Origin of the sequence: Rhodococcus sp. A14 (assembly GCF_011603105.1) — a bacterium.
Lineage (GTDB): Bacteria > Actinomycetota > Actinomycetes > Mycobacteriales > Mycobacteriaceae > Rhodococcus_F > Rhodococcus_F opacus.
On record NZ_JAAOQS010000023.1, the window covers coordinates 35,957 to 60,317 of the forward strand.

24 protein-coding genes and 1 pseudogene are annotated in these 24,361 nt (G+C 68.8%); 13 read left to right on the forward strand and 12 right to left on the reverse strand.

The window, feature by feature from the left end; all coding sequences use genetic code 11:
• Positions 1–5: 5 nt before the first annotated feature.
• Positions 6–818, forward strand: coding sequence for an SDR family oxidoreductase (locus G9373_RS14830; protein WP_065491639.1), 813 nt, complete (start codon positions 6–8; stop codon positions 816–818).
• Here the strand turns inward: G9373_RS14830 and G9373_RS14835 are convergent.
• From G9373_RS14835 to bioB, 3 genes are read right to left on the reverse strand one after another with little or no spacing between them, the layout of a single operon-like run.
• A complete protein-coding gene (locus G9373_RS14835; RefSeq protein WP_054248067.1) occupies positions 808–1,365 on the reverse strand; it encodes a DUF2567 domain-containing protein in 558 nt (185 codons plus the stop codon). The genes G9373_RS14830 and G9373_RS14835 overlap by 11 nt on opposite strands.
• A 10-nt stretch (positions 1,366–1,375) precedes the next feature.
• Positions 1,376–1,663 carry a hypothetical protein gene (locus G9373_RS14840; protein WP_005568723.1) on the reverse strand — a complete coding sequence of 96 codons (288 nt, stop codon included), beginning with the start codon at positions 1,661–1,663 and terminating at the stop codon, positions 1,376–1,378.
• Positions 1,660–2,673 (reverse strand): biotin synthase BioB, encoded by a 1,014-nt coding sequence (gene bioB / locus G9373_RS14845; protein WP_005260291.1) that lies wholly within the window; start codon positions 2,671–2,673, stop codon positions 1,660–1,662. Before bioB ends, G9373_RS14840 begins: the two co-directional genes overlap by 4 nt.
• Before the next feature lie 154 nt (positions 2,674–2,827).
• Between bioB and G9373_RS14850 the strand changes: the two genes are divergently transcribed.
• The 4 genes from G9373_RS14850 to G9373_RS14865 all read left to right on the forward strand — a co-directional run bounded on the left by G9373_RS14850 (position 2,828) and on the right by G9373_RS14865 (position 6,128).
• Positions 2,828–3,457: a TetR/AcrR family transcriptional regulator C-terminal domain-containing protein gene (locus G9373_RS14850; protein WP_005568724.1), complete on the forward strand. Its 630-nt coding sequence runs from the start codon at positions 2,828–2,830 to the stop codon at positions 3,455–3,457.
• Between the two features lie 77 nt (positions 3,458–3,534).
• On the forward strand, positions 3,535–4,668 hold the full coding sequence (locus G9373_RS14855) for a lipase family protein (protein WP_005568727.1): 1,134 nt from the start codon (positions 3,535–3,537) through the stop codon (positions 4,666–4,668).
• A 54-nt stretch (positions 4,669–4,722) separates the two neighbouring features.
• Positions 4,723–5,460 (forward strand): GntR family transcriptional regulator, encoded by a 738-nt coding sequence (locus G9373_RS14860; protein ID WP_007297412.1) that lies wholly within the window; start codon positions 4,723–4,725, stop codon positions 5,458–5,460.
• The gene (locus tag G9373_RS14865; RefSeq protein ID WP_133984425.1) at positions 5,457–6,128 is read left to right on the forward strand and encodes a sterol desaturase family protein; all 672 of its coding nucleotides are present in this window, start codon (positions 5,457–5,459) and stop codon (positions 6,126–6,128) included. Before G9373_RS14860 ends, G9373_RS14865 begins: the two co-directional genes overlap by 4 nt.
• A gap of 61 nt (positions 6,129–6,189) precedes the next feature.
• On the opposite strand, the gene G9373_RS14870 is transcribed toward G9373_RS14865, so the two are convergent.
• The 4 genes from G9373_RS14870 to G9373_RS14885 are packed head-to-tail and all read right to left on the reverse strand — an operon-like array spanning position 6,190 to position 10,002.
• The gene (locus G9373_RS14870; RefSeq protein WP_005247561.1) at positions 6,190–6,939 is read right to left on the reverse strand and encodes a succinate dehydrogenase/fumarate reductase iron-sulfur subunit; all 750 of its coding nucleotides are present in this window, start codon (positions 6,937–6,939) and stop codon (positions 6,190–6,192) included.
• A gap of 1 nt (position 6,940) precedes the next feature.
• Positions 6,941–8,875: a fumarate reductase/succinate dehydrogenase flavoprotein subunit gene (locus tag G9373_RS14875; RefSeq protein ID WP_120660706.1), complete on the reverse strand. Its 1,935-nt coding sequence runs from the start codon at positions 8,873–8,875 to the stop codon at positions 6,941–6,943.
• A gap of 21 nt (positions 8,876–8,896) precedes the next feature.
• A complete protein-coding gene (locus tag G9373_RS14880) occupies positions 8,897–9,721 on the reverse strand; it encodes a hypothetical protein (RefSeq protein WP_005260277.1) in 825 nt (274 codons plus the stop codon).
• Positions 9,718–10,002: a hypothetical protein gene (locus G9373_RS14885; protein WP_005247567.1), complete on the reverse strand. Its 285-nt coding sequence runs from the start codon at positions 10,000–10,002 to the stop codon at positions 9,718–9,720. The genes G9373_RS14880 and G9373_RS14885 overlap by 4 nt, the downstream gene beginning before the upstream one ends.
• A 173-nt stretch (positions 10,003–10,175) precedes the next feature.
• Between G9373_RS14885 and G9373_RS14890 the strand changes: the two genes are divergently transcribed.
• Complete coding sequence (locus G9373_RS14890; RefSeq protein ID WP_167115596.1) at positions 10,176–10,562, forward strand: VOC family protein; 387 nt, start codon at positions 10,176–10,178, stop codon at positions 10,560–10,562.
• A gap of 25 nt (positions 10,563–10,587) precedes the next feature.
• Positions 10,588–10,962, forward strand: a complete 375-nt coding sequence (locus G9373_RS14895; protein WP_167115599.1) for a VOC family protein — start codon at positions 10,588–10,590, stop codon at positions 10,960–10,962.
• Positions 10,963–10,972: 10 nt separating this feature from the next.
• Here G9373_RS14895 and bioD read toward each other — a convergent pair whose 3' ends face one another.
• Positions 10,973–11,668 carry a dethiobiotin synthase gene (gene bioD / locus G9373_RS14900; RefSeq protein WP_167115602.1) on the reverse strand — a complete coding sequence of 232 codons (696 nt, stop codon included), beginning with the start codon at positions 11,666–11,668 and terminating at the stop codon, positions 10,973–10,975.
• Positions 11,665–12,807, reverse strand: a complete 1,143-nt coding sequence (locus G9373_RS14905; protein WP_005563010.1) for an 8-amino-7-oxononanoate synthase — start codon at positions 12,805–12,807, stop codon at positions 11,665–11,667. Before G9373_RS14905 ends, bioD begins: the two co-directional genes overlap by 4 nt.
• A 77-nt stretch (positions 12,808–12,884) precedes the next feature.
• On the opposite strand from G9373_RS14905, the gene G9373_RS14910 reads away from it, so the two are divergent.
• Genes G9373_RS14910 through G9373_RS14925 form a run of 4 tightly spaced genes read left to right on the forward strand, consistent with a single transcriptional unit; the run spans position 12,885 to position 19,854 of the window.
• Positions 12,885–14,180, forward strand: a complete 1,296-nt coding sequence (locus tag G9373_RS14910) for an adenosylmethionine--8-amino-7-oxononanoate transaminase (protein WP_054248060.1) — start codon at positions 12,885–12,887, stop codon at positions 14,178–14,180.
• A 51-nt stretch (positions 14,181–14,231) separates the two neighbouring features.
• Positions 14,232–16,487 carry a glycogen debranching protein GlgX gene (gene glgX, locus G9373_RS14915; protein WP_005563008.1) on the forward strand — a complete coding sequence of 752 codons (2,256 nt, stop codon included), beginning with the start codon at positions 14,232–14,234 and terminating at the stop codon, positions 16,485–16,487.
• A gap of 13 nt (positions 16,488–16,500) precedes the next feature.
• The gene (gene treY / locus G9373_RS14920; protein WP_167115605.1) at positions 16,501–18,858 is read left to right on the forward strand and encodes a malto-oligosyltrehalose synthase; all 2,358 of its coding nucleotides are present in this window, start codon (positions 16,501–16,503) and stop codon (positions 18,856–18,858) included.
• Positions 18,859–18,912: 54 nt separating this feature from the next.
• Positions 18,913–19,854: an NADP-dependent oxidoreductase gene (locus G9373_RS14925; RefSeq protein WP_133984429.1), complete on the forward strand. Its 942-nt coding sequence runs from the start codon at positions 18,913–18,915 to the stop codon at positions 19,852–19,854.
• Positions 19,855–19,864: 10 nt separating this feature from the next.
• Here the strand turns inward: G9373_RS14925 and G9373_RS14930 are convergent.
• Positions 19,865–20,492: pseudogene (locus G9373_RS14930) on the reverse strand (helix-turn-helix domain-containing protein).
• A gap of 91 nt (positions 20,493–20,583) precedes the next feature.
• The gene (locus G9373_RS14935) at positions 20,584–20,772 is read right to left on the reverse strand and encodes a DUF1918 domain-containing protein (RefSeq protein WP_005563004.1); all 189 of its coding nucleotides are present in this window, start codon (positions 20,770–20,772) and stop codon (positions 20,584–20,586) included.
• Positions 20,773–20,881: 109 nt separating this feature from the next.
• Between G9373_RS14935 and G9373_RS14940 the strand changes: the two genes are divergently transcribed.
• Positions 20,882–21,031, forward strand: coding sequence for a hypothetical protein (locus G9373_RS14940; protein ID WP_005260252.1), 150 nt, complete (start codon positions 20,882–20,884; stop codon positions 21,029–21,031).
• Positions 21,032–21,071: 40 nt separating this feature from the next.
• On the forward strand, positions 21,072–22,805 hold the full coding sequence (gene treZ, locus G9373_RS14945) for a malto-oligosyltrehalose trehalohydrolase (RefSeq protein WP_005563003.1): 1,734 nt from the start codon (positions 21,072–21,074) through the stop codon (positions 22,803–22,805).
• Here treZ and G9373_RS14950 read toward each other — a convergent pair.
• A complete protein-coding gene (locus G9373_RS14950) occupies positions 22,772–24,337 on the reverse strand; it encodes an MFS transporter (RefSeq protein ID WP_054248509.1) in 1,566 nt (521 codons plus the stop codon). The genes treZ and G9373_RS14950 overlap by 34 nt on opposite strands.
• Positions 24,338–24,361: the final 24 nt, after the last annotated feature.

Sequence of the window (24,361 nt, forward strand, 5' to 3'; positions counted from 1 at the left end):
CAGACATGTCCTTCGACATATCCGGAACCACCGTCCTCATCACCGGCGCGAGCGCGGGCCTCGGCGTCGAATTCGCCCGCCGGTTCGCCGAGCGGGGAGCAGATCTCGTCCTCGTCGCCCGCCGCGCCGACCGCCTCGAACAACTCGCCACCGAACTCCGCGCCGCGCACCACGTGTCGGTCACCGTGCTCCCGTTCGACCTCGCGACACAAGGTGCCGGCGAGCGGTTGCGCAGCGAACTCACCGCCCGCGACATCCGCGTCGACTCACTGATCAACAACGCGGGATTCGGAACGCACGGAGATTTCGCTTCCGCCGACCTGGAGCGCCTCACCTCCGAGATCCAGCTCAACGTCACCACCCTCGTCGAGCTGTCGCACACGTTCCTGCCCGACCTGCTCCGGGGACGCGGCGCACTCGTGAACGTCGCGAGCACCGCAGCGTTCCAGCCGACTCCGGGCATGGCCGTCTACGGGGCGACGAAGGCGTTCGTCCTCAATTTCACGGAGGCGTTGTGGGCCGAGGCGCGAGGCACGGGCCTCACCGTGCTCGCCGTCTGCCCGGGCCCCACCCGCACCGAGTTCTTCGACGTCGTCGGCTCCGAGGACGCCGCCGTCGGCCGCATGCAGACCGCGGATCAGGTGGTCACGACAGCGCTGCGTGCCCTGGACCGGCGCAGCACCCCGCCGAGCGTCGTCTCCGGGCTGATGAACTGGGTGTCGTCGGTCAGCACCCGGTTCGCGACCCGCCGCATCGGCGCTCTCGCCAGCGGGCGCCTCCTCGGTGACGTACGGATGCGGACCTCGGTCACGAGGTAACGGACGCGTCGCGCTCCTCCGGCTCGTCGAGTTCGACCGGGGGATCGCTGACACCGAGATCGTCGTACGGGTTGAGCGCGGCGAGCACCAACGTCACCGCGCAGGCGACGAGGGGCTGGAAGATCAGCACCAGCAGGGTTCCGATTCCCGGCGCGACCGCCACGACGGTGCCTGCGGTCGAGGTGTCGGGGTCGGGGAACCGCAGCGCAGCCACGCCGATTCCACCGAGCGCCATCACCCCGGCCCCGACCACACTGCCTGCCAGGACCGCGCCCAGCGCCACCGGGCCGCGACTCGTCCGCGCCGTCCACGCCGCGACCGCGGTGAGGATGCCGACCACCAGGCCCGCGCAGGCGAACATCCCGATCGCGTCGAACCGGTGCAGGCTCTCCCCTGTCAGCGACACCCCACGGTCGGGGGCGACCACCAGCAGGTGCTCGGGCGGTGCGAGGACTCCCCACAACACCCCGGCGAGCGCGCTCGCCACCACCGTCCCGCAGAAGATTCCGGCGGCAGATCGAAGCCTGAAGCGCGGGAGCGTGGTCACCCGTCCGACGCTACCGCCGTCCGCCGTAGATCGAGTCGAACACACCGTGGCGGGAACATTTCGCCCACCAGCCGTCCGGGCTGATCTGCACCACCATCCGGCGGCCGCACGCCTCGCAGAAGCGGGGCGGCTCAAGCCCCAGCTGCGCGGCGGTGGGGACCGCGTCGTCCACACCGGCCACCACGCGGCGGCCGGTGTACGGGTTGTAGCGCTCCTCGGTGCCGTCGACCCGATCCTCGGGGCGGTCGACCCGATCCTCGGGGCGGTCGCCCATGGTCGCCTCTGCCCGGATCGTCACAGGGTGTCGTTCAGGGCCTTGATCGGCATCTGCAGATCGACGAGCAGGTCGAGGTCCTGTTCGGCCGGGCGGCCGAGGGTCGTGAGGTAGTTGCCGACGATGACGGCGTTGATGCCGCCGAGGATGCCCTGCTTGGCTCCGAGGTCCCCGAGCGTGATCTCGCGACCGCCTGCGAAGCGGAGGATGGTGCGGGGCAGCGCGAGGCGGAACGCGGCGACCGACTTGAGGGCCTCGCTCGCGGGCAGGACCTCGAGGTCGCCGAACGGGGTTCCGGGACGCGGGTTGAGGAAGTTCAGCGGCACCTCGTCGGGTTCGAGTTCGGCCAGGTTGGCCGCGAACTCGGCGCGCTGCTCGAGGCTCTCGCCCATGCCGAGGATGCCGCCGCAGCACACCTCCATGCCCGCTTCGCGCACCATGCGGAGGGTGTTCCAGCGCTCGTCCCACGTGTGGGTGGTGACGACGTTCGGGAAGTGGGACTTCGACGTCTCCAGGTTGTGGTTGTAGCGGTGCACACCCATCGCGGCGAGCTGGTCGACCTGCTCCTGGGTGAGCATGCCCAGCGAGCAGGCGATCTGGATGTCGACCTCGTTGCGGATCGCCTCGATGCCGGCAGCGACCTGGGCGAGCAGCCGCTCGTCGGGGCCGCGGACGGCGGCGACGATGCAGAATTCGCTGGCGCCGGACTTGGCGGTCTGCTTCGCGGCCTCCACGAGCGACGGGATGTCGAGCCACGCCGCGCGGACCGGCGACTGGAACAGGCCGGACTGCGAGCAGAAGTGGCAGTCCTCGGGGCAGCCGCCGGTCTTGAGACTGATGATGCCCTCGACCTCGACCTCGGGACCGCACCACTTCATGCGCACGTCGTGCGCGAGGGCGAGCAGTTCCTCGAGCCGGTCGTCGGGAAGTTGCAGAACCTCGAGCACCTGACTCTCGTTCAGCGCGTCACCGCGCTCGAGAACCTGCTCACGCGCGAGGGCGAGGATATCTGTCTGTACCGGGGCCGATGTCACACGTATCTCCTGGAAAACGGGGCCGATCACGTGCTGTGAATCGACTGGACCGAAAAATTGAACACCGTACAAGTTGAACGGTGTTCACGTTAGATCCGTGGTGGAATACTGTCAAAGCCGAAGCGGGCTTTCGACAAGATTGGGAGATCACACAGTGCAGTTGCGACGCGGCGACGTACTCGACGGCGCAATGGCCATCCTCGACGAGTTCGGCCTCGCCGACCTCACGATGCGCAGACTCGCGACGGCCCTCGGCGTGCAGCCGGGTGCGCTGTACTGGCATTTCCCCAACAAGCAGACCCTGCTCGGGGCCCTCGCCGACAAGATCCTCGAAGACGTCGACGCACCGGTCACGGCCCCCGGCTGGGACGCGGAGTTCACCGAACTGGCCCACCGGCTCCGCACCGCACTGCTCGCCCACCGCGACGGCGCCGAACTGGTCTCCGCCACGTATGCGTCCCGCATGACCAACTCCCGGGTCCGGGAAAGCTTCGCCGCAGTCGGTCTGCGATCCGGACTGTCCCGCGAACACGCGGAACTGTCGTCCTACTCGCTGCTATACTACGTCCTCGGCCACACGGTCGACGAGCAGTCGCGGGCGCAGATGGAGTCGGCCGGCGCCCTCACCCGGGCGGCCCTCTCCCCCGACGCCCCGCAGTCCCCGATCGCGGCGTACGACGAGGATCTCCTCGCCGGCGATCCCGCGGTCCGGTTCGACTTCGGCCTGTCGCTGTTCGTCGACGGAATTCGCGCACGACTGAAAGACTCCGCCCACCGCCCCTGAGCGCGCACAATTGAGTCGACGCCGCGTCGGCCACTCGAGGACCGCGCGGCGCCTCCGACGGCCCAGGGACGGACGCGATGACGTCTTCGCTCGGCCGCCGCACCGGAACGGTTCTCGCGGCGGCACTCGCACTGTCGCTCCTCGGCGCGCCCACCCCGGCGGCAGCACAGACTGCGGGCGGCGATCCGGGTGCCGTCGTCGTCGCGACGCCGGTGGCGCCGGACGCGCGGCCTCCGGGCGTCGCCGACGCCACGTACGTCACCTACTGGACGACGGGGCCGATGAACGAACCCGCGCTCAGCACCGGCGCGGTCCTACTGCCCCCCGGTGAGGCGCCGCCCGGCGGGTGGCCCGTCGTGTCCTGGGCCCACGGAACGGTCGGCATCGCCGACAAGTGCGCGCCGACGGTGACGGGAAAACTCGTCGGACCGTACGTCCAGCACTGGCTCGACCAGGGCTACGCCGTCGTCGCAACGGATTACGTCGGCCTCGGCACACCCGGTGTGCACCCGTACCTGGACGGCCCGACGGAGGCGCACAGCGTGATCGACATGGTGCGCGCGGCGCGGACCGTCACGCCGTCCCTGTCGAACCGGTGGGTCGCAATCGGCCAATCGCAGGGCGGTCACGCCGCTCTCGTCGCCGCCTCGATGGCCACCACGTACGCACCCGACCTCGACTTCCGCGGCACCGTCGCCACCGGCGCCCCGTCCAATCTGGAGAACCTCGCACCGCTCGTCGGCCCCGGATTCCCACAGCTCCCCCTGACCGGGAGCACGGTGTTCGTGGCGTACGCGCTCGCCGGATTGCGTGCGTCGCGGCCCGACCTCGATATCGACAGCTACCTCACACCGCTCGGCGTCGACGTCCTGAATCGCGTCGAATCGCTCTGCTACGAAGAGGCGGCCCCGCAACTCGACGGGATCTCGATCGGCCAGTTGATGTCCCGCCCCCTCGACGACCCGGCGGTCCTGGCGGCGCTGCGCATCACGCTGGGAGTTCCCGTGCGGGGCTACGACCGGCCGCTGTTCATCGGACAGGGACTGTTCGACGACGTCGTCCCCATCCCCCTCACCTGGAAACTCACGGCCGACCTCACCGCGAACGGGCAGCAGTTCGTGTTCCGGACGTATCCGACCGGCCATCTGTACACCATGCCCGCGTCCCTGCCCGACACCAGTGCGTTCGTCCGGAGCCTTTTCGGCACGTGAGCCACTGGTAAGACCACTTGACCTCTTACCTATCGCCGCCTTAGTGTCGTGGTCATGATGTTCGAGCCGATCGCGCGGAAATCCGCCTCCACCGAAGTCTTCGACCAGATCACCGCGCGTGTGCTGGGCGGCGACCTCGCCGCCGGCGACGCCCTGCCGAGCGAACGACGTCTGGCCGAAGCCTTCGGGGTGTCCCGGCCCGCGGTCCGGGAGGCGATCCAGAAGCTGGCCCAGGCCGGACTCGTCGAGGTCCGGCAGGGCGACGCCACCTCGGTGCGCGACTTCCGGCAGCACGGCGGGCCCGAACTGCTGTCCCAGCTGCTGGTCCGCGACGGCGTACCCGATTGGGCCGTGGTCCGCAGCGTCCTCGAGGCCCGGCGGATGATCGGCGTGCAGGTCGCGCGGCTCGCCGCCGGCCGGGCGACCGACGAGTCGGGTGCCGCTCTCCGCGTCGCCGTGGATCGTCTCGCCTCGGACAGCGACCCGGTCGCGCAGCAGGTCGGCGCCCTGGCCTTCTGGGAGCGCGTGGTCGACACGGCCGATTCCATCGCATTCCGGCTCATCTTCAACAGCCTCCGCAACGCGTACGAACCGACCATGACGGCGATGGCCGCCGTCATGGTCGCGGAAGTCGGCCGCACCGACCTGTACTCCCAGCTGGCGGAGGCGATCTCCGCCCACGACGAAGTCGCCGCGGCCCAGACCGCCACCACCCTCCTCGACCTCGGCACGGCGGCCGTGACCGCCGTAATCGACGCACTGCACCAACACGATTCGGAGAAGGACACATGACCACGAAACCTCCCGCAGATCGCCGCCAGCGCAGGTCGATCACCCTCCGCGACGCCGCAGACCAGTTCCGCCGCCACCCCTCCCCGTGGATGATCGGCGGCATGCTGGTCGCCGCGGTGGCCGCCCGCCTGATCGTCGGCGACTGGCAGCTGACCGATGCCGTGCTTCCGCTGGTGATGCTGGCCGTGTTCCCGTTCGCCGAATGGGTCATCCACGTCTGCATCCTGCACTGGAAGCCCCGAAAGGTCCTGGGCCTGACCGTCGATTCACTGCTCGCCCGGAAGCACCGCGAGCACCACGTCGACCCCCGGGACGTACCGCTCGTCTTCATCCCGTGGCAGACACTGATGTGGCTGATCCCGGTTCTCGTAGCCGTCTCACTGCTCGCGTTCCCGCGCACCGGACTCGGACTGACGTTCCTGGCGGTGCTGAGCGTCCTGGGTGTCCTCTACGAATGGACGCACTACCTCATCCACAGCGACTACAAGCCGAACTCCCGCCTGTACCGCGCGATCTGGCGCAACCATCGCCATCACCACTACAAGAACGAGCACTACTGGTTCACCGTCACCACCTCGGGAACCGCCGACCGGATCCTGGGCACCGACCCCGACCCCGAATCGGTCGAGAAGTCGCCCACCGCCCGCAACCTCCACGCCGTGCGCTGACGCGCCCGTGAGTACTTATCAACCGCCCGCGGTTAATAAGTACTCACGGGTGCCGGAGGCGCTAACCGCGGCGAAAGAGCTTGTTGCCCAACCAGACGATGGGGTCGTACCGTCGGTCGACCACCCGCTCCTTCATCGGAATGATGGCGTTGTCGGTGATCTTTATCCCTTCGGGGCACACCTCGGTGCAGCACTTGGTGATGTTACAGAGCCCGAGGCCGAACTCTTCCTGCGCCGCCTCACGACGGTCGGCCGTGTCGAGTGGATGCATCTCCAGTTCGGCGACGCGGATGAAGAAGCGGGGCCCGGAGAACGCCGGCTTGTTGTCGTCGTGATCACGGATGACGTGACAGGTGTTCTGGCAGAGGAAGCACTCGATGCACTTGCGGAATTCCTGCGACCGTTCGACGTCGATCTGCTGCATCCGGTACTCGCCCGGCCCGAGCCCCGGCGGCGGGGTGAACGACGGGATCTCCCGCGCCTTCGCGTAGTTGAACGACACGTCGGTGACGAGATCCCGGATGACCGGGAACGCCCGCAGCGGTGTGACCGTCACCACCTCGTCTTCCGTGAACGTCGACATCCGCGTCATGCACAACAGCCGTGGCTGGCCGTTGATCTCCGCGGAACACGAGCCGCACTTGCCCGCCTTGCAGTTCCATCGCACCGCCAGGTCCGGGGTTTGCGTCGCCTGCAACCGGTGGATGATGTCGAGCACCACCTCACCTTCATTGACGGGAATGGAGTAGTCCTGGAGTGCGCCGCCGTCGGCGTCGCCGCGCCAGACCCGGAACTGCGCGTCGTAACCCATCTCAGGCCTTCCTTCCCGGGTGTTCCGCGAGTTCGGCGTCGGTGTAGTACTTGGCCAGTTCGTCGATGTCGAAGAGCTCCAACAGCTCTGCGCGCATCGGGAGCTGGGGCTCGCGGGTGACGGTGACGTCCGGCACCACCGAATCGGGATGCGCGGACATGTCGCCGACCACGCTGCACACCAGCAGAGTGTTGCGCCACTCGGCCTCCATGCTCGGGTGGTCGTCGCGGGTGTGCCCACCGCGACTTTCCGTGCGCAGCAGAGCCGCCTGCGCGACGCATTCGCTGACCAGCACCATGTTCCGCAGGTCGACGGCGAGGTGCCATCCCGGGTTGAACTGGCGGTGCCCCTCGACCTCCACGCCCCCGATGCGGCCCTTGATCTCCGTGAGTTTCTCCAGGGCACGGACGATCTCGTCTTCCTTCCGGATGATGCCGACGAGGTCGTTCATGGTCTGCTGCAGTTCGGTGTGGAGCGTGTACGGGTTCTCGGTGGTGCCGCCATCCCCGACCGCGGGATCGAACGGCGACAACAACATCCGCGCCGCCGCATCGACGGCGTCCGCGGAGACGACCGGCCGCTCCTGCAGCGACTTCACGTACTCCGCCGCCCCCAGTCCGGCGCGACGCCCGAACACGAGGAGGTCGGACAGCGAGTTGCCGCCGAGCCGGTTGGAGCCGTGCATCCCGCCCGAGCACTCCCCCGCGGCGAACAGACCCGCGACGCTGGAGGACCCGCTGTCGGGGTCGACCTCGATGCCCCCCATCACGTAATGGCAGGTGGGCCCGACCTCCATCTGCTCCTTGGTGATGTCGACGTCCGCGAGTTCCTTGAACTGGTGGTACATCGAGGGCAGCCGCCGGACGATCTCGTCGGCGGGCATGCGCGAGGCGATGTCGAGGTACACGCCGCCGTGCGGGGTCTGCCGCCCGGCCTTGACCTCGGAGTTGATGGCGCGGGCCACCTCGTCGCGGGGCAGCAGATCCGGTGTGCGGCGGTTGTTGTCGGAATCCTTGTACCAGCCGTCGGCCTCTTCCTCGGTCTCCGCGTACTGCCCTTTGAAGACCGGCGGGATGTACGAGAACATGAACCGCTCACCCTCGGAGTTCTTCAGGACCCCGCCGTCGCCGCGGACGCCTTCCGTCACGAGGATGCCCTTGACGCTGGGCGGCCACACCATGCCGGTGGGGTGGAACTGCACGAACTCCATGTTGATGAGGTTGGCGCCTGCGCGCAGGGCGAGGGCGTGACCGTCGCCGGTGTACTCCCACGAGTTCGACGTCACCTTGAACGACTTGCCGATCCCGCCGGTGGCCATCACGACGGCCGGTGCCTCGAACAGAACGAACCGTCCACTCTCGCGCCAGTATCCGAACGCACCCGAGATCCGGTCGCCGTCCTTGGTCAGCTCGGAGATGGTGCACTCGGCGAAGATCTTGATCCGGGCCTCGTAGTCGCCGGTGGCGGCGAAATCTTCCTGTTGCAGCGACACGATCTTCTGCTGCATGGTGCGGATCAGTTCGAGTCCGGTGCGGTCACCGACGTGGGCGAGCCGCGGATACGTGTGACCGCCGAAGTTGCGCTGGCTGATCCGGCCGTCGGGGGTCCGGTCGAACAGGGCGCCGTACGTTTCGAGTTCCCATACCCGGTCGGGAGCCTCGCGGGCGTGCAGTTCGGCCATTCGCCAATTGTTGAGGAACTTGCCGCCCCGCATCGTGTCCTGGAAATGGGTCTGCCACGTGTCCTTCTCGTTGGCGTTTCCCATCGCGGCGGCGCAGCCACCCTCCGCCATGACCGTGTGCGCCTTGCCGAACAGCGACTTGCAGACGACGGCGACGGACAGGCCCTGTTCCCGGGCCTCGATGACCGCTCGCAGTCCGGCGCCGCCGGCACCGATGACCACGACGTCGTACTGGTGCCGTTCGACTTCCGTCATTCCACTCCCTCTTCGGTGAAGTCAGTTGATCAGGCGCAGGTCGGAGATGGTCCCGCTGGCCACGAGCATCACGTAGAAGTCGGTGACGATCAGTGTGGCGAGGGTGGTCCAGGCGAGCTGCATGTGCCGGGTGTTCAGTGTGCTGACCCAGGTCCAGAGCCGGTATCGGATCGGGTGCTTGGAGAAGTGGGTGAGCCTGCCGCCGGTGACATGCCTACAGGAATGGCACGAGACGGTGTACGCCCAGAGCAGGATCACGTTGCAGACCATGATGAGTGTGCCGAGCCCGATTCCGAATCCGCCGTCGGCGCCGTGGAACGCGCGGATCGCGTCGTACGTGTTGATCAGCGAGACGACGAGTGCGACGTAGAAGAAGTAGCGGTGTGCGTTCTGGACGATCAGCGGCAGGCGCGTCTCACCGGTGTAGGTTCGATGGGGCTCCGCGACCGCGCACGCGGGCGGCGAGAACCATACCGACCGGTAATAGGCCTTGCGGTAGTAGTAGCAGGTGAGCCGGAAGCCGAGCAGGAACGGCAGCACCAGGAACCCGAGCGGGATGATCATCGGCAACTCGCCGATGGGTGTCCCGAAGTCGCTCGAACCGGGCACACACGAATCGCTCAGGCACGGCGAGTAGAACGGCGTCAGGTAGTGATAGTCCTCGACGAAGTACGCGGTGCGGACCCACGACCGGACCGATGCGTACACCACGAAGACGGACAGGCCGAGCACCGTCAGCAGCGGGGCGAGCCACCACCGGTCGGTGCGGAGCGTGCGTTCCGCGATCCGGGCACGCGTCGGCGCCCCCACACCGGCACTTTCGGGATTCTTCGGCGGCGCGCTCATCCGCGCTCGTAGTGGAGCCCGCCCAGCCCCTCGTCGTCGACACCGAGCCACATCGACGCGTCGTACGGGGTGTCCGACACCTTGATTCGCTCCACCGGTTCCCGGTGGACGACGTTCGGTGGCGAGGAGTCGAGGTCCCGCGCGTCGATCTCGAGCCGCTCCAGATCGTTGCTCAGTCGCCGCACGGATGCGGCGTCGCCGTACATCGATCGCAACGAACCGACAGCGCGCCGAAGGCGGTCGATGGTGCGATTCAATTCGAGCATTTCGGAGGTCGACATGTGACCCCTCCCAACCCAGCCGGATGTAGCCGTGACACGAATCACACTACCGACATTCGGAGGGGACGGTGCAGCTTTCGGAACCTCGGAAACTCCGTGGCGATGAATTTCGCGGGGCGGCCGAGTCCATATCTGCAGGACCACCGACAACGCACACCCACCGGGAGGACATCATGGCCGACGCCACGATCGGAAGCATCCTGCTCGCCAGCACTCAGCCCGACCGACTACGGGACTGGTACACCGCCGCGTTCTCGCCGAAGGTCGAACGCACCCCCGGCGAGCCGGGCTACGACGTCCTCGACTTCGACGGCTTCTACATCATGCTCGACCGGCGTGACGACGTCGGCGACACGAATCCCGAACCCGGACGCGTACTCCTCAACGTCGAGGTCACCGCCGCCCGCGCCGCAGCAGACCGGATCGACGAACTCGGCGCGACGTGGCTGTCCCCGCTCGAGGATCGTGACGGCAGCTGGTTCGGCACCGCCGTGGACCCCGACGGCAACTACGTCCAGATCATCCAGCTCAGCGCGCAGGCGCGGGCCGAGATGTCCTGACCGACAGCACGGAAAGAGAACAGCCATGTTGAGCAATGCGAGAGCATTCAGCGGATTCGCCGTCGACGATATCGCCGCGGCCAAGTCCTTCTACACCGACGCCCTGGGCCTCGAGGTCACCGAAGAGGAGATGGGCCTGCTGGGCCTGCACCTCCCCCAGGGGCCAGTGGTGCTGATCTATCCCAAACCCGACCACACGCCGGCGACGTTCACCATCCTGAACTTCGCCGTCGACGACGTCGAGAAGGCCGTCGACGCGCTCACCGAGCGCGGGATACGGTTCCTGCGGTACGGCAGTTTCGATCAGGACGACAAGGGAATCATGCGCGGCAACGGTCCCGACATCGCCTGGTTCACCGACCCCGCCGGCAACGTGCTGTCGGTGCTCGCCGAATCCTGACCGCCCCAGCTCAGAGGCCCGCGAGCGTCGCCTTCAGCCAGGTGCCGTCGAACCACGTGGAGGCGGCCGCGCCGAACGACGCGGAGCCGAGGCGTCCGCTGCCCGCGGGCACCGAGCCGACGACGTCGACCCCGGTCACGGCCGGCAGGTCGTCGAGATTGCACCGCTCGGCGAGCCCGGGCTCGTCCGGCCACGACCCGATCACCGTTCCGGCGCAGGCGAGACCGGCCGACGACAGTGCCCGGATCGTGAGCTCGGTGTGGTTGAGCGTGCCGAGCCCGGCCGCGGCGACCACGACAGCCGGTGCGTCGAGGGCGCGCGCGAGATCGACGAGCGTGAAGCCCTCGGCGCCCAATCGCACCAGCAGGCCGCCCGCACCCTCGACGAGCACCAGATCGTGCCGGTCGTCGAGTGCGCGGACCGTCTCGACGACGTCGGCGCACCGCAGCATCGGCTGCCCGCTGCGCCGGGCCGCGGTGTCGGGGGCGAGTGGTTCGGGGTAGCGGGCCAGCTCCACCACCGTCGTCACGCCGGACAGTCGGGTCACCTCGGCCAGATCGCCCGGTTCTCCCGGGGCGACGCCGGTCTGCGCGGGCTTGCACACCGCCACGGACAGGCCGGCCTCGCGTGCAGCCGCCGCAAGCGCCGCCGTGACCACCGTCTTACCGATATCCGTCGACGTGCCGGTGACCACCAGGATGCTCACGCCGACGCTCCCGCCAGGACGTCGGTCAGCACGGCTTCAATCCGCGCCAGTTCGTCCGCGTCGAGCGTCGCGCGCGCCGTGAGCCGCAGACGCGACGTGCCCTCCGGCACCGACGGGGGCCGGAAGCAGCCGACGTGCAGTCCCTGTTCGCGGCAGGCGGCTGCGGCGTCGACGGCGCGTTGCGGGTCGCCGAGGATCACGGAGACGACGGCGGACTCGGGTGCCCCTGCTCCGGTGAACCGCGCGAGATCCCGCGCACGGTCCAGGACGGACTCGGCACGGTGCGGTTCCCGCCGCAGAACGGCGAGTGCCGCCCGCGCCGCGCCGACGGCCGCGGGGGCCAGTCCGGTGTCGAAGATGAACGTGCGCGCGGCGTCGACGAGATGCGCACGCACCTTCTCCGACGCCAGCACCGCACCGCCCTGACTGGCCAGCGACTTCGACAGCGTGGCCGTGACGACGATGTCGGGTTCGCCGGCGAGCCCCACCTCGTGCACGAGTCCGCGGCCCCCTGCGCCGCGGACTCCGACGCCGTGCGCCTCGTCCACGACGAGGAACGCCCCGTGGTCGCGGCACACCCGGTGGAGGTCGACGAGGGGTGCGAGATCACCGTCCGCGCTGAACACCGAATCGGTGACGACCAGCGCCCGCTCCTCCGTCCGGGTGGCCAGTGCGCTGCGGACGAAGTCGAGATCGGCGTGCGGTGCGACGGCCACGCGGGCCCGGGACAGGCGGCACGCGTCGACCAGCGACGCGTGGCTGCCCGCGTCGGAGACGATCAGCGATCCGGCGCCGGACAGTGCGGTGACGGCACCGAGATTCGCGGTGTAACCGGAGGAGAACACCAGCCCGGCCTCGGCGCCGACGAACTCGGCGAGTTCCGTCTCGAGCAGTTCGTGTTCGGTGGTCGATCCCGTGACCAGACGCGAGCCGGTGGCCCCCGCACCCCAGCGGCGCAGCGCGGTCATCGCGCCGTGCAGCACCTCCGGGTGCCGTACGAGTCCGAGGTAGTCGTTGGATGCCAGATCGATGAGCGCGTTGCCCGGCGCGCGTGGACGCAACTCGCGGCGCAGTCCCGCGGCGCGCCGCTGGTCCTCGACGTCGTCGAGCCAGGTGGTGAAGGTGCGGTCGGTACTCACCCCCGGCACGATACGCGACTTGAACGGTGTTCAACCCGGGTGGGCCCGGTTTTCTTCGGGTGGCTAGGGTCGAGACCGTGACCTCCCCGAGCCTGTCCGTCGACGACATCACGTCCCTCGATGCCTCGCTGCTCTGGCATCCGTACGGCGCCTTCCCCGCCTCGACCACCCCGCTCGTGGTGGCCGAGGCGAGCGGGACGCGCCTCACTCTCGCCGACGGACGTGAACTCGTCGACGGCATGAGTTCGTGGTGGGCCGCGGTCCACGGCTACCGGCATCCCGTCCTCGACGCGGCGGCGACGGCGCAGCTCGGGCGGATGAGCCACGTGATGTTCGGCGGGCTCACCCACGAACCGGCCGCGCGACTGGCCCAGCTGCTCGTGGAGATCACCCCGGACGGACTCGACAAGGTGTTCCTCGCCGATTCCGGTTCGGTGTCCGTCGAGGTCGCCGTCAAGATGTGCCTGCAGTACTGGCGCAGTCGCGGCAGGCCGGAGCGACACCGGCTGCTCACCTGGCGCGGCGGGTATCACGGCGACACGTTCGCCCCGATGAGCGTCTGCGACCCGGACGGCGGCATGCACTCCCTGTGGACGGACGTCCTGGCACGGCAGGTCTTCGCCGGACCCCCGCCCCGCGAGTTCGACCCGCGGTACGTCGCAGAGTTCGAGCGTCTGGTGGCCTCCCACTCCGACGAACTGGCGGCCGTCATCGTGGAACCGGTGGTGCAGGGCGCCGGTGGCATGCGCTTCCACGACCCCCGGTACCTGTCGGAGCTGCGGCGGATCTGCGACGAGCACGGGCTCCTGCTGGTGTTCGACGAGATCGCGACCGGTTTCGGCCGCACCGGCGAGCTGTTCGCCGCGGACCACGCCGGCGCCCGACCCGACATCATGTGCGTCGGCAAGGCCCTCACCGGCGGGTACATGACCCTCGCGGCGACGCTCTGTTCCACCGACGTCGCCGAGACGATCAGCGCCGGGGACGCCGGCGGACTGATGCACGGTCCCACGTTCATGGCCAACCCGCTCGCCTGTGCCGTCGCGGTGGCGTCGATCGAACTCCTGCTGTCGCGCGACTGGCGAGGCGAGGTCGAGGCCGTGCGCCGCGAACTCGAATCGGGACTCGCACCGGCCCGGGAACTCCCCGGCGTCCGGGACGTCCGGGTGCTCGGCGCGATCGGCGTGATCGAACTCGCCGAACCCGTCGACATGCGTGCCGCCACCGACGCCGCGGTGGCCGCCGGGGTCTGGTTGCGGCCGTTCCGGAACCTGATCTACGCGATGCCGCCGTACGTGTGCACCAGCGAGGACGTGCGGAAGATCACAACCGGAATGCTTGCTGCCGCACGGAGCTCCACCCCGGGCCGATAGCCCGCTCTCGTCGAGCTGAGAGCGACGCGAACGCGGGCTAGTGTTCTCGGTATGGAAGCAAGCGAGTCGACCGGCACCACGCCCATTCCCGTGTGGCCCGGCAGCGCCTACCCCCTGGGCGCCACCTACGACGGGGCCGGGACGAACTTCTCCTTGTTCTCCGAGGTCGCCGAGGCGGTCGACCTGTGCCTGATCGCGAAGGACGGCACGGAGACGCGCGTACGCCTCGACGAGGTCGACGGCTACGTGTGGCACGCGTACCTGCCGACCGTCGTTCCCGGTCAGCGGTACGGGTACCGGATCCACGGTCCCTGGGATCCCGCGGCCGGGCACCGCTGCGACCCCAGCAAGCTCCTCCTCGACCCCTACGGCAAGGCATTCGACGGCGAGTTCGACGGAGACCGGTCCCTGTTCTCCTACGACATCGACGCGCCCGCCGAGCCCGCCCCGGAGGAATCGGAGGATGCCGTCGAGGCCGTCGACTCGGACGACGACATCGAGGCCGAGGACGCCGCCGAGCTCGCAGCGGAGCCCGAGGACATCTCGACGCCGGGACTGCCCGGACACGACTCGCTCGGCCACACGATGACGACGGTGGTGATCAACCCGTTCTTCGACTGGGCTGCCGACCGCGCACCGAAACACCCGTACCACGACACCGTGATCTACGAGGCCCACGTCAAGGGCATGACGGCGACGCATCCCGGTGTGCCGGAAGAGCTTCGCGGCACGTATGCGGGCCTCGCGCATCCGGTGATCATCGACCACCTCGTCGACCTCGGTGTCACCGCGATCGAACTGATGCCGGTGCACCAGTTCATGCACGATCAGACGCTGCTCGACAAGGGGCTGCGGAACTACTGGGGCTACAACACCTTCGGCTTCCTCGCCCCGCACACCGGGTATTCGTCGGCGGAGAAGCCGGGCGCCGCGGTGTCGGAGTTCAAGGCGATGGTCCGCTCGTTCCACGAGGCGGGCATCGAGGTCATCCTCGACGTCGTCTACAACCACACCGCCGAGGGCAACCACCTCGGTCCGACCATCTCGTTCCGCGGCATCGACAACGCCGCCTACTACCGGCTCGTCGACGGCGACGCCGAGCACTACATGGACTACACGGGCACCGGGAACAGTCTCAACGCCCGGCACCCGCACACGCTGCAACTGATCATGGACTCGCTGCGGTACTGGGTCACCGAGATGCACGTCGACGGATTCCGGTTCGACCTCGCGTCCACGCTCGCCCGTGAACTGCACGACGTCGACCGGCTCTCCGCGTTCTTCGACCTCGTCCAGCAGGATCCGATCGTCAGCCAGGTCAAGCTCATCGCCGAACCGTGGGACATCGGCGAGGGCGGGTACCAGGTGGGCAACTTCCCGGGCCTGTGGACGGAGTGGAACGGCAAGTACCGGGACACGGTCCGCGACTACTGGCGCGGCGAACCCGCGACGCTCGGCGAATTCGCGTCCCGGCTCACCGGCTCGTCCGACCTCTACGAGGCGACCGGGCGCCGCCCCGGCGCGAGCATCAACTTCGTCATCGCCCACGACGGGTTCACCCTGCGCGACCTGGTGTCGTACAACGAGAAGCACAACGAGGCCAACGGCGAGGGCAACAACGACGGCGAGAGCCACAACCGGTCCTGGAACTGCGGCGTCGAGGGACCGACGGACGATCCGGAGATCCTCGATCTGCGCGGGCGGCAGAGCCGCAACATCCTGGCCACCCTGCTGCTGAGCCAGGGGACGCCGATGCTGGCGCACGGCGACGAGATGGGCCGCACCCAGCGGGGCAACAACAACGTGTACTGCCAGGACTCGGAACTGTCGTGGATGGACTGGTCGCTGGCGGACTCCAACGCCGACCTGGTCGAGTTCACCAAACGGGTGATCGCACTGCGCATGAAGAATCCGGTGTTCCGTCGTCGCCGGTTCTTCGAGGGCACACCCATCCGCAGCGGTGACCAGACCCGCGACATCGCGTGGCTCACCCCAGCCGGTGAGGAGATGACCCCAGAGGACTGGGACAGCGGTTTCGGGAAGTCGCTGGCGGTATTCCTCAACGGCGAGGGCATTCCCGAACCCAACCACCGCGGCGAGCGCGTGGTCGGCGACTCGTTCCTGCTGTGTTTCAACGCGCACGACGAAGAGATCGAGTTCTCCACGCCGAACTCCGACTACGCCGACGAATGGGCGGTCGTGCTCGACACCGCCGTCCCGACGGGGGCGAAGGAAGCGGTGATCAAGGCCGGGAATTCGCTGCAGGTCGAGGCCCGGTCGCTGGTCGTGCTGCGCCGGACCGCCTGAGCCGGGGACGACGATGTCGATCACGGCCACGTACCGACTGCAACTGCGCGGGGACTGCTTCACCCTGGCGGACGCCGCCGCCGTCGCCGACTACCTGGACGACCTCGGGATCTCCCACGTCTATCTGTCGCCGATCCTGACGGCCACGACCGGATCGACCCACGGTTACGACGTCACCGACGTGACCCGCGTGTCCCCGGCGCTCGGCGGGCGGGAGGCGCTGGCCGCGCTGGCCCAGGAGTTGCGGGGCCGCGGCATGGGCATCGTCGTCGACCTCGTCCCCAACCATGTGGGTGTCGCGAATCCGCGTGAGAACGCGTGGTGGTGGGACGTCCTCACGCACGGTCGCCGCTCCGAGTTCGCCGACTTCTTCGACATCGACTGGAGCGACGACAACGGCGCGGGCGGGCGACTCGCGCTGCCCGTCCTCGGATCGGACGCCGATCTCGAGTCCCTCACCGTCGACCGCTCGGGACCCGAGCCCCTGCTCGCGTTCTACGAGCACCGGTTCCCGATCGCCCCCGGCACCGACGCGGCCGAACCGGCGTCGGTGCACGACGCGCAGTCCTACCGCCTGGTCCCGTGGGACTCCGGGCTCATCGGGTACCGCCGATTCTTCGCGGTCAGTGAACTGGCCGGTATCCGCCAGGAAGACCCGCGCGTGTTCGAGGCCGCGCACCGCGAACTGCGGAACTGGGTGGCGGACGAGTTGATCGACGGAGTGCGCATCGACCATCCCGACGGGTTGTCCGATCCGGCCGAGTATCTCGACCGGCTGCGCGGGCTGATCGGCGCGGACCGGTGGCTCGTGATCGAGAAGATCCTCGGCCACACCGAACCACTGGACGACCACCTTCCGATCGCGGGCACCACCGGCTACGACGCACTGGCCGAACTCGGCGGCATCTTCGTCGACACGTCAGGAGCTCCCGCGCTCACTGCCCTGTCGGCGTCCCGCACGGGTGACCGGGGTGACGCGACGTGGATTCACGAGCACGAAACCGCGATCAAACGTGACGTCGCCGGAACCATCCTCGACCCCGAGGTCCGGCGCCTCGTCCGTGCGATCCGCGCGGAGACCGGCACCGACTGCGGCGATGCGGACCTGCGTGACGCCGTCACGGACGTCGTCGCGGCCATGCCCGTGTACCGGTCCGACTACAGTCCGCTGGCCGGGCTGGCGAAGCGCGTGATCGGTGACGTCCTGCGGCGTGAACCGCAACGGTCCGACGCGCTGTCCGCCCTCGCCGCCGCCCTGATCGCCGGCGGTGAGGCGGCCACCCGATTCCAGCAGGTGTGCGGTGCGGTGATGGCGAAGTCCGTGGAGGACTGCCTGTTCTACCGCACCGCCCGGCTGGTGTCACTGCAGGAGGTGGGTGGCAATCCGGCGAACGTCGGCGTCTCCCCCGCCGAATTCCACCTGGCCGCAGCCGAGCGAGCCACCCGGTGGCCGCGGGCGATGACGACGCTCTCGACGCACGACACCAAGCGCGGGGAGGACGTCCGGGCCCGGATCGGCATCCTGTCGCAGGTGCCGGACCTGTGGGCCGAATGCGTCGATCAGTGGGAACGCATCGCACCCAGCCCGGATCCCGTCACCGGACTGTTCCTGTGGCAGAACCTGTTCGGGGTGTGGCCGGTCGACGGCCGCGCTGCGGGCGACGTGCCCGACTTCCGCGACCGCGTCCACGCCTACGCGGAGAAAGCGGTCCGTGAGGCCGGAACCCGGACGTCGTGGCACGACGTGAACGAGGACTTCGAGAGCGACCTCCACCGCTGGCTGGACACGGTGATCGACGGCACGGTCGGGAAGGCGCTCGGTTCACTGTGCACCCAGCTGGCCCCGCACGCCTGGTCGGACTCGCTCGGCCAGAAGCTCCTGCAGCTGTGCGGACCGGGGATCCCGGACGTGTACCAGGGAACCGAGCTGTGGGAGGACTCGCTCGTCGACCCGGACAATCGCCGTCCCGTCGACTACGACGTGCGACGGAGCGTGCTCGCGGGACTCGGCACTCCTCCGCTCGATGCGACGGGCGCGGCGAAGATGCACGTCGTCCGCACGGCTCTGCGCCTGCGCCGGGAACGTCCGGACAGCTTCGTCGGCGGGACCTATGCGCCGGTCTTCGCGTCGGGGACCGCGGCGCAGCATCTGATCGGTTTCGCCCGCGGCCCCCAGGGGTCGTCCGCGGACGTCGTGGCGCTGGCCACCCGGCACACCGTCGGCCTGGAGCAACGCGGCTGGGGCGACACCACCGTTTCCCTCCCGGACGGCTCCTGGACCGACCTGCTCACGTCCGCGACGTACACCGGCGGCCGAGTCGACACGTCGACACTGTTCTCCCGCTATCCCGTTGCGCTTCTGGCCCTGTGAGTACTTGTTAACCGCCCGCGGTTAACAAGTACTCACAGGGGTACTGGCTCTTGTATGTCGCGCCGTGTGGTTGCCCGGGCGTACGGAGGGCCGGAGGTCCTCGCGCTCGTCGACGCCGAGGCAGTGAATCCCGCCCCCGGCGAGGTGGTGATCGAGGTTCGCGCCATCGGGGTCAACCCGATCGACTACAAGCTCTACAGCGGCGCGTTCGGCGCCGACCCGGACGCCCTGCCCTTGCGGCTGGGCAGCGAGGCCGCGGGCGTCGTCGCCGAGGTGGGTGACGCCGCGGCGGGACCGGTGGGCCCGATCTCGGTGGGCGACGAGGTGATCGTGTATCCGGTGTCCGAGTCGTACGCGGATCGACTTGTCGTGTCCGGTGATTCGGTGATCCCGAAACCGGCGTCGTTGCCGTGGAACGAGGCTGCCGGACTTCTCGCGGTGGGTGCCACCGCGGTCGACACCCTCGACACGGCGCACGTCGGCGCCGGCGACCTGCTGCTCGTGCACGGAGCGGCCGGTGGCGTGGGGTCGTTCGTCGTGCAGTTGGCGCGTGCCCGCGGCGCCACGATCATCGGCACGGCGCGCCCCGAGCACCACGACTACGTCCGGTCGCTCGGCGCCGCCCCCGTGTCCTACGGCGCCGGTCTGGGCGATCGGGTCCGCGTCCTGGCGCCCGACGGAGTGGACGCCGTCATCCACACCGCGGGCAGTGACGAGTCGATCGACGTCTCCGTGGAACTGGTGCGGGACCGGTCGCGGTTGGTGACGACCGTCCCCGGGCCCTGGCCTGCCGAAGCGGGCTTCCGGATCGTCGGCGCGCGGGGGCCGGACGGGATGGAACCGCGTAAGCGGGCCCGCGTCTTCCTCGTCGACCTCGCGGGCAACGGCGACGTGCGGGTGCGCGTCGCGCGCACGTACGCGCTGTCCGAGGCGGCGCGCGCGCACGCCGATCTTCGGAAGCCGCACGCGGCGGGCAAATTCATCCTGCTGCCGTAGGCGCGCCCCATCAGTGGAGCAGACTCGCCCGGATCGTCGCTTTCACCCAGTTCCGGTACTCGTCGACGTCCCACCCGCACTGCCGGCGCAGCATCGAGTACACCTGCGGCGACACGACCGTGAACAGCACGTCGGCGGCCCGCTGGACGGAGATCTCGGGACGCAGCAGTTCGTGCGCGGCGAGTCCCTCGGCGAGCGTCATCGCATTCTCGGCCGAGGCCCGCGCCCCCTCGTCGGCGAACCGCCGCATGTCGTCGTCCGCTCCCGAGGATTCGATCGACGTCGTCATCAGGGTCCCGGCCCGCTCCAGGACGTCGGTGCTGAATCCCACCATCTGGTCGAGGATCCGTTCGACGGGGTCGCCGTCCCGGGGCACGGGCGTGTGGGCCGCGGCGGTATCACCCTCGATGGCGGCGTGAAGTACCTCGTGGAACAGTTCCGCCTTGCCACCGGGGAACGCGGTGAACACCGTGCGGGTCGACACCCCGGCGGCCTCGGCCACGTTCCGCACCGTCGTGCTGACGTATCCGCGGTCGATGAACAGCCGGGGCCGCGGCGTCCCGGACGAGGAGACGGGTCCGGCGCGCCGATTCCGCTCGCAGCGGCGAACTGTAGGGCCTCTTGGCCGTTTCGGGCATGGGCTCACGATAGACGCATTCGATACATCAATCGTGCAACCAATGTGGCACAGCGATTCGCCGCGCATCGACCAGGCGAAACGCCCGATACCTACGACTTCGGGTGTTCCACCCAGGCATCGGATCCGGGAAACACGAGCGCCTCGTGGCCGTCGTCGTACCGGACGAGATAGGGCGGTGCGCCGTTCTCTCCGTGTACCTCCACGACCTCGGCGGTCGTCTCGTGCACTCCGACCACCCTGCCCTGAACGTGCAACCGGTCTCCCACTGCTACGTGCATGTCTGCTCCTCGCGACGTTCGAGTCCGTACTCCCAGCTTGCTACTTCCGGAACCGGGGCGAAAGGGCCGACTCGCCGCCATCTCTGCCGGCGTGTGCCATCGTGGGGACATGGCTACGTATCGATACCTCGACAAGGACCGTAACGTACTCGAGGAGCAGGACTTCGGCACCGTGCAGGACGCCGAGGAACACCGGTTGTCCGTTCTCGGCGCCGAGATCATCGAGGAGGTCGAGGACTCCGGCACGCCCGAAAGCTGACTGTCCTGCGCGGCCCGCCGCGTCGAGGCATGCTGATCGGGTGCACACATTCGAGGTATGGGCCCCGATTCCGGAATCCGTTTCTGTGGAGGTCGACGGCCGACGCCACGACATGACCCCGTCACCGGACGGATGGTGGCGAGCCGACGTCGACGCGTCGCCGGATTCCCGGTACGCGTTCGTCCTCGACGACAGCGACACCCCGCTTCCCGATCCCCGGTCACCGCGCCAGCCCGACGGAGTCCACAGTCCGTCGCAGCTCCACACGCTCGACGAGAGCCTCTGGACCGACTCGCGGTGGACCGGGCGGCAGCTCGCCGGCTCCGTCGTCTACGAATTGCACGTCGGCACGTTCACCCCGGAGGGCACGTTCGCGGCTGCCGTCGCCAAGCTCGACCATCTCGTCGCCCTCGGCGTCGATTTCGTGGAACTGATGCCCGTCAACGGGTTCAACGGGACCCACAACTGGGGATACGACGGGGTTCTCTGGTACACGGTGCACGAGGGTTACGGCGGACCGGACGGGCTGCAGACCCTCGTCGACGCGTGCCACGCCCGCGGTCTCGGCGTGGTCCTCGACGCCGTGTACAACCACCTCGGACCGTCGGGAAACTACCTGGACCGGTACGGGCCGTACCTGGCGCAGGGCGCCAACACGTGGGGCCGGAGCATCAATCTGGACGGACCGGACAGCGGCGAGGTCCGCCGCTACATCATCGACAACGCGCTGCGGTGGTTCCGCGAGTTCCACATCGACGCGCTGCGCCTCGACGCGGTCCACGCGCTCGTCGACCACACCGCCACCCACCTTCTCGAGGACCTGGCCATCGAGACCCGCAGGCTGTCCGCGCACCTGAGGCGGCCGCTGACGCTCATCGCCGAGAGCGACCTCAACGATCCGCGCCTGATCACGTCGCGGTCGGCAGGCGGCTGCGGCCTCGACGCCCAGTGGGACGACGACGTGCATCACGCCATCCACGCCGCCGTCTCGGGCGAGAGACAGGGCTACTACGGAGATTTCGGTTCGATGGCCTGCCTCGCCGACACCCTGCGCCAGGGGTGGTTCCACGCGGGCACGTTCTCGACGTTCCGCGGTCGCACCCACGGCAGGCCGCTGGACACCCGCCGGACCCCGGCCAGTTCGCTGGTCACGTACACGTGCACGCACGATCAGATCGGCAACCGGGCGGTCGGCGACCGTCCCGGCACGTATCTCGATTCCGGGCAGCTCGCCGTGAAGGCCGCGCTCGTGCTGTGCTCGCCGTTCACGCCGATGCTGTTCATGGGTGAGGAGTGGGGGGCGAGCACCCCGTTCCAGTTCTTCACCTCCCACCCCGAACCGGAACTCGCGCGGGCGACGGCGGAGGGGCGTAAGGCCGAGTTCGCCGAGCACGGCTGGAGCACGGACGATGTTCCCGACCCGCAGGACCCGGAGACGTTCGAGCGGTCGAAGCTCGACTGGGACGAACTGGTCCGCGAACCGCATGCCCGGCTGCTCGACTGCTATCGCTCGTTGCTGCACCTCCGTCGGGACCGCGCCGAGCTGACGGATCCGTGGCTCGAGAACCTGTCCGTCGACTACGACGAGGCGGAGCAGTGGATCGTGGTGCACCGCGGTGCGCTTCGTCTCGCGTGCAACTTGGGCGCCGAACCGGTGAGCGTCCCGGTCGGCGGCTCCCCCGTGCTGTGGTGGGAGCCGCCGACTCAGGACGAGACTGCGTCGGCGACGGTGCTACCGGGTCACTCGTTCGTGGTGCTCGACAGCTCACCCTGACGGTCGCGCAGCATCCGCAGGACGAGGATGGCGGTCGCGAACAGGATCACGGCCGTCGCGCCGGCGGCGACGTGCATGCCGTCGACGAACGCCGACTGCGCGGACTCCAGGAACACCGACCGGGCCGCCTCGGGCAGGTGCTGGGCCTCCGCGACGGCGGCGCCGAGCGTGCCCTGGGCGGGCTCGACCTGTTCCGGCGGCAGCATCGACGTGTCGAGGCCGTTCCGGAAGATCGCCATGACGACGCTGCCGAGCACCGCGACGCCGAGTGCGATGCCGAGTTCGTATGCGGTCTCGGACACCGCGGAGGCGGCGCCGGCCCGTTCGGGCTCGACGGCGCTGACCACGAGGTCGGACGTCAGGGTCAGTGCGATACCGACACCGGCGCCTGCGAGGCCGAAGCCGATCACGAACATCGTCGGGGCGCCGTCCACACCGAGCGTGAGCATCAGTGCCGCACCCACAGCCGCGATCGCGAGACCGCCGCCGAGCACGCGCGAGGTGGCCCACCGGCGCACCATCCAGGCCGCCGCGAGTGCGGTAATCGCGCTCATCAGCATGCCGGGCAACATCAGCACACCGGATTCGAATGCGCTGTTGCCCAGCACCAACTGCAGGTACTGCGAGCCGAAGAACAGCACACCGGCCAGCGCGAAGATGGACAGCAGATTGGTGAGGACGGCGGTCGAGAACGCCGGCTTGGCGAACAGGCCGATGTCGATCATCGGGTCCTTCATCGCCTTCTGCCTGCGTACGAACACCACACCGGACACGACGCCGACGAGTCCGACGACGAGGAGCACCGGGTCGACACCGTGCACCACGGTCTCCTTGACCGCGTACACCAACGGCAGCATCGTCGTCATCGACAGCGCCGCGCTGAGCAGGTCGAAGCGTCCCGGGGCGGGGTCCTTCGACTCGGGGATCACGAGCGGTCCCACGGCGATCAGAACCAGCATCACGGGGATGTTGATCAGGAACACCGAGCCCCACCAGAAGTGCTCGAGAAGCCAGCCGCCGATCAGCGGGCCCGCCGCGGTGCCGCCACCGGCCATCGCACCCCACACGCCGATGGCGAGGGTCCGCTGGCGCGGGTCGACGAAGATCGTGCGGATCAGACCGAGTGTCGCGGGCATCAGCGTCGCACCCGAGATTCCCTGCAGAACGCGGGCCGCGATCAGCATCTCGGGTGTCGGCGACCACGCCGCGATCAGCGAGGCGATGCCGAATCCGGCGGCGCCGAGGAGCAGCAGGCGACGCCGCCCGATCCGGTCGCCGAGCGTGCCCATCGTGATGAGCAGGCCGGCGAGGACGAACGAGTAGACGTCGATGATCCACAGCAGCTGCGTGCTGCTGGGTTCGAGGTCGGCGCTGATGAACGGCAGTGCGAGGTCGAGCACGGTGCCGTCGACGGCGATCAGGAGGACGGCGAAGGCCAGGACGACCAATCCGAGCCAGTCTCGGCGTGATGCGGAGGACTGACCTGGCGCGCCGTAGGCGTCGTTGATCCCGCGATCCGTGGAGACAGACATTTATCTTCCTGCGACTTTCCGATT

What these genes read in the sequence shown, in the direction of transcription:
- G9373_RS14885 (WP_005247567.1), bottom strand. Translation starts at nt 10,002, where the DNA reads ATGTCGACCTCCGAAATGCTCGAATTGAATCGCACCATCGACCGCCTT.
- G9373_RS14895 (WP_167115599.1), top strand. Translation starts at nt 10,588, where the DNA reads ATGTTGAGCAATGCGAGAGCATTCAGCGGATTCGCCGTCGACGATATC.
- G9373_RS14855 (WP_005568727.1), top strand. Translation starts at nt 3,535, where the DNA reads ATGACGTCTTCGCTCGGCCGCCGCACCGGAACGGTTCTCGCGGCGGCA.
- G9373_RS14860 (WP_007297412.1), top strand. Translation starts at nt 4,723, where the DNA reads ATGATGTTCGAGCCGATCGCGCGGAAATCCGCCTCCACCGAAGTCTTC.
- G9373_RS14950 (WP_054248509.1), bottom strand. Translation starts at nt 24,337, where the DNA reads ATGTCTGTCTCCACGGATCGCGGGATCAACGACGCCTACGGCGCGCCA.
- G9373_RS14890 (WP_167115596.1), top strand. Translation starts at nt 10,176, where the DNA reads ATGGCCGACGCCACGATCGGAAGCATCCTGCTCGCCAGCACTCAGCCC.
- G9373_RS14830 (WP_065491639.1), top strand. Translation starts at nt 6, where the DNA reads ATGTCCTTCGACATATCCGGAACCACCGTCCTCATCACCGGCGCGAGC.
- glgX (WP_005563008.1), top strand. Translation starts at nt 14,232, where the DNA reads ATGGAAGCAAGCGAGTCGACCGGCACCACGCCCATTCCCGTGTGGCCC.
- G9373_RS14865 (WP_133984425.1), top strand. Translation starts at nt 5,457, where the DNA reads ATGACCACGAAACCTCCCGCAGATCGCCGCCAGCGCAGGTCGATCACC.
- treY (WP_167115605.1), top strand. Translation starts at nt 16,501, where the DNA reads ATGTCGATCACGGCCACGTACCGACTGCAACTGCGCGGGGACTGCTTC.
- G9373_RS14870 (WP_005247561.1), bottom strand. Translation starts at nt 6,939, where the DNA reads ATGGGTTACGACGCGCAGTTCCGGGTCTGGCGCGGCGACGCCGACGGC.
- G9373_RS14875 (WP_120660706.1), bottom strand. Translation starts at nt 8,875, where the DNA reads ATGACGGAAGTCGAACGGCACCAGTACGACGTCGTGGTCATCGGTGCC.
- G9373_RS14935 (WP_005563004.1), bottom strand. Translation starts at nt 20,772, where the DNA reads ATGCACGTAGCAGTGGGAGACCGGTTGCACGTTCAGGGCAGGGTGGTC.
- G9373_RS14925 (WP_133984429.1), top strand. Translation starts at nt 18,913, where the DNA reads ATGTCGCGCCGTGTGGTTGCCCGGGCGTACGGAGGGCCGGAGGTCCTC.
- G9373_RS14880 (WP_005260277.1), bottom strand. Translation starts at nt 9,721, where the DNA reads ATGAGCGCGCCGCCGAAGAATCCCGAAAGTGCCGGTGTGGGGGCGCCG.
- G9373_RS14940 (WP_005260252.1), top strand. Translation starts at nt 20,882, where the DNA reads ATGGCTACGTATCGATACCTCGACAAGGACCGTAACGTACTCGAGGAG.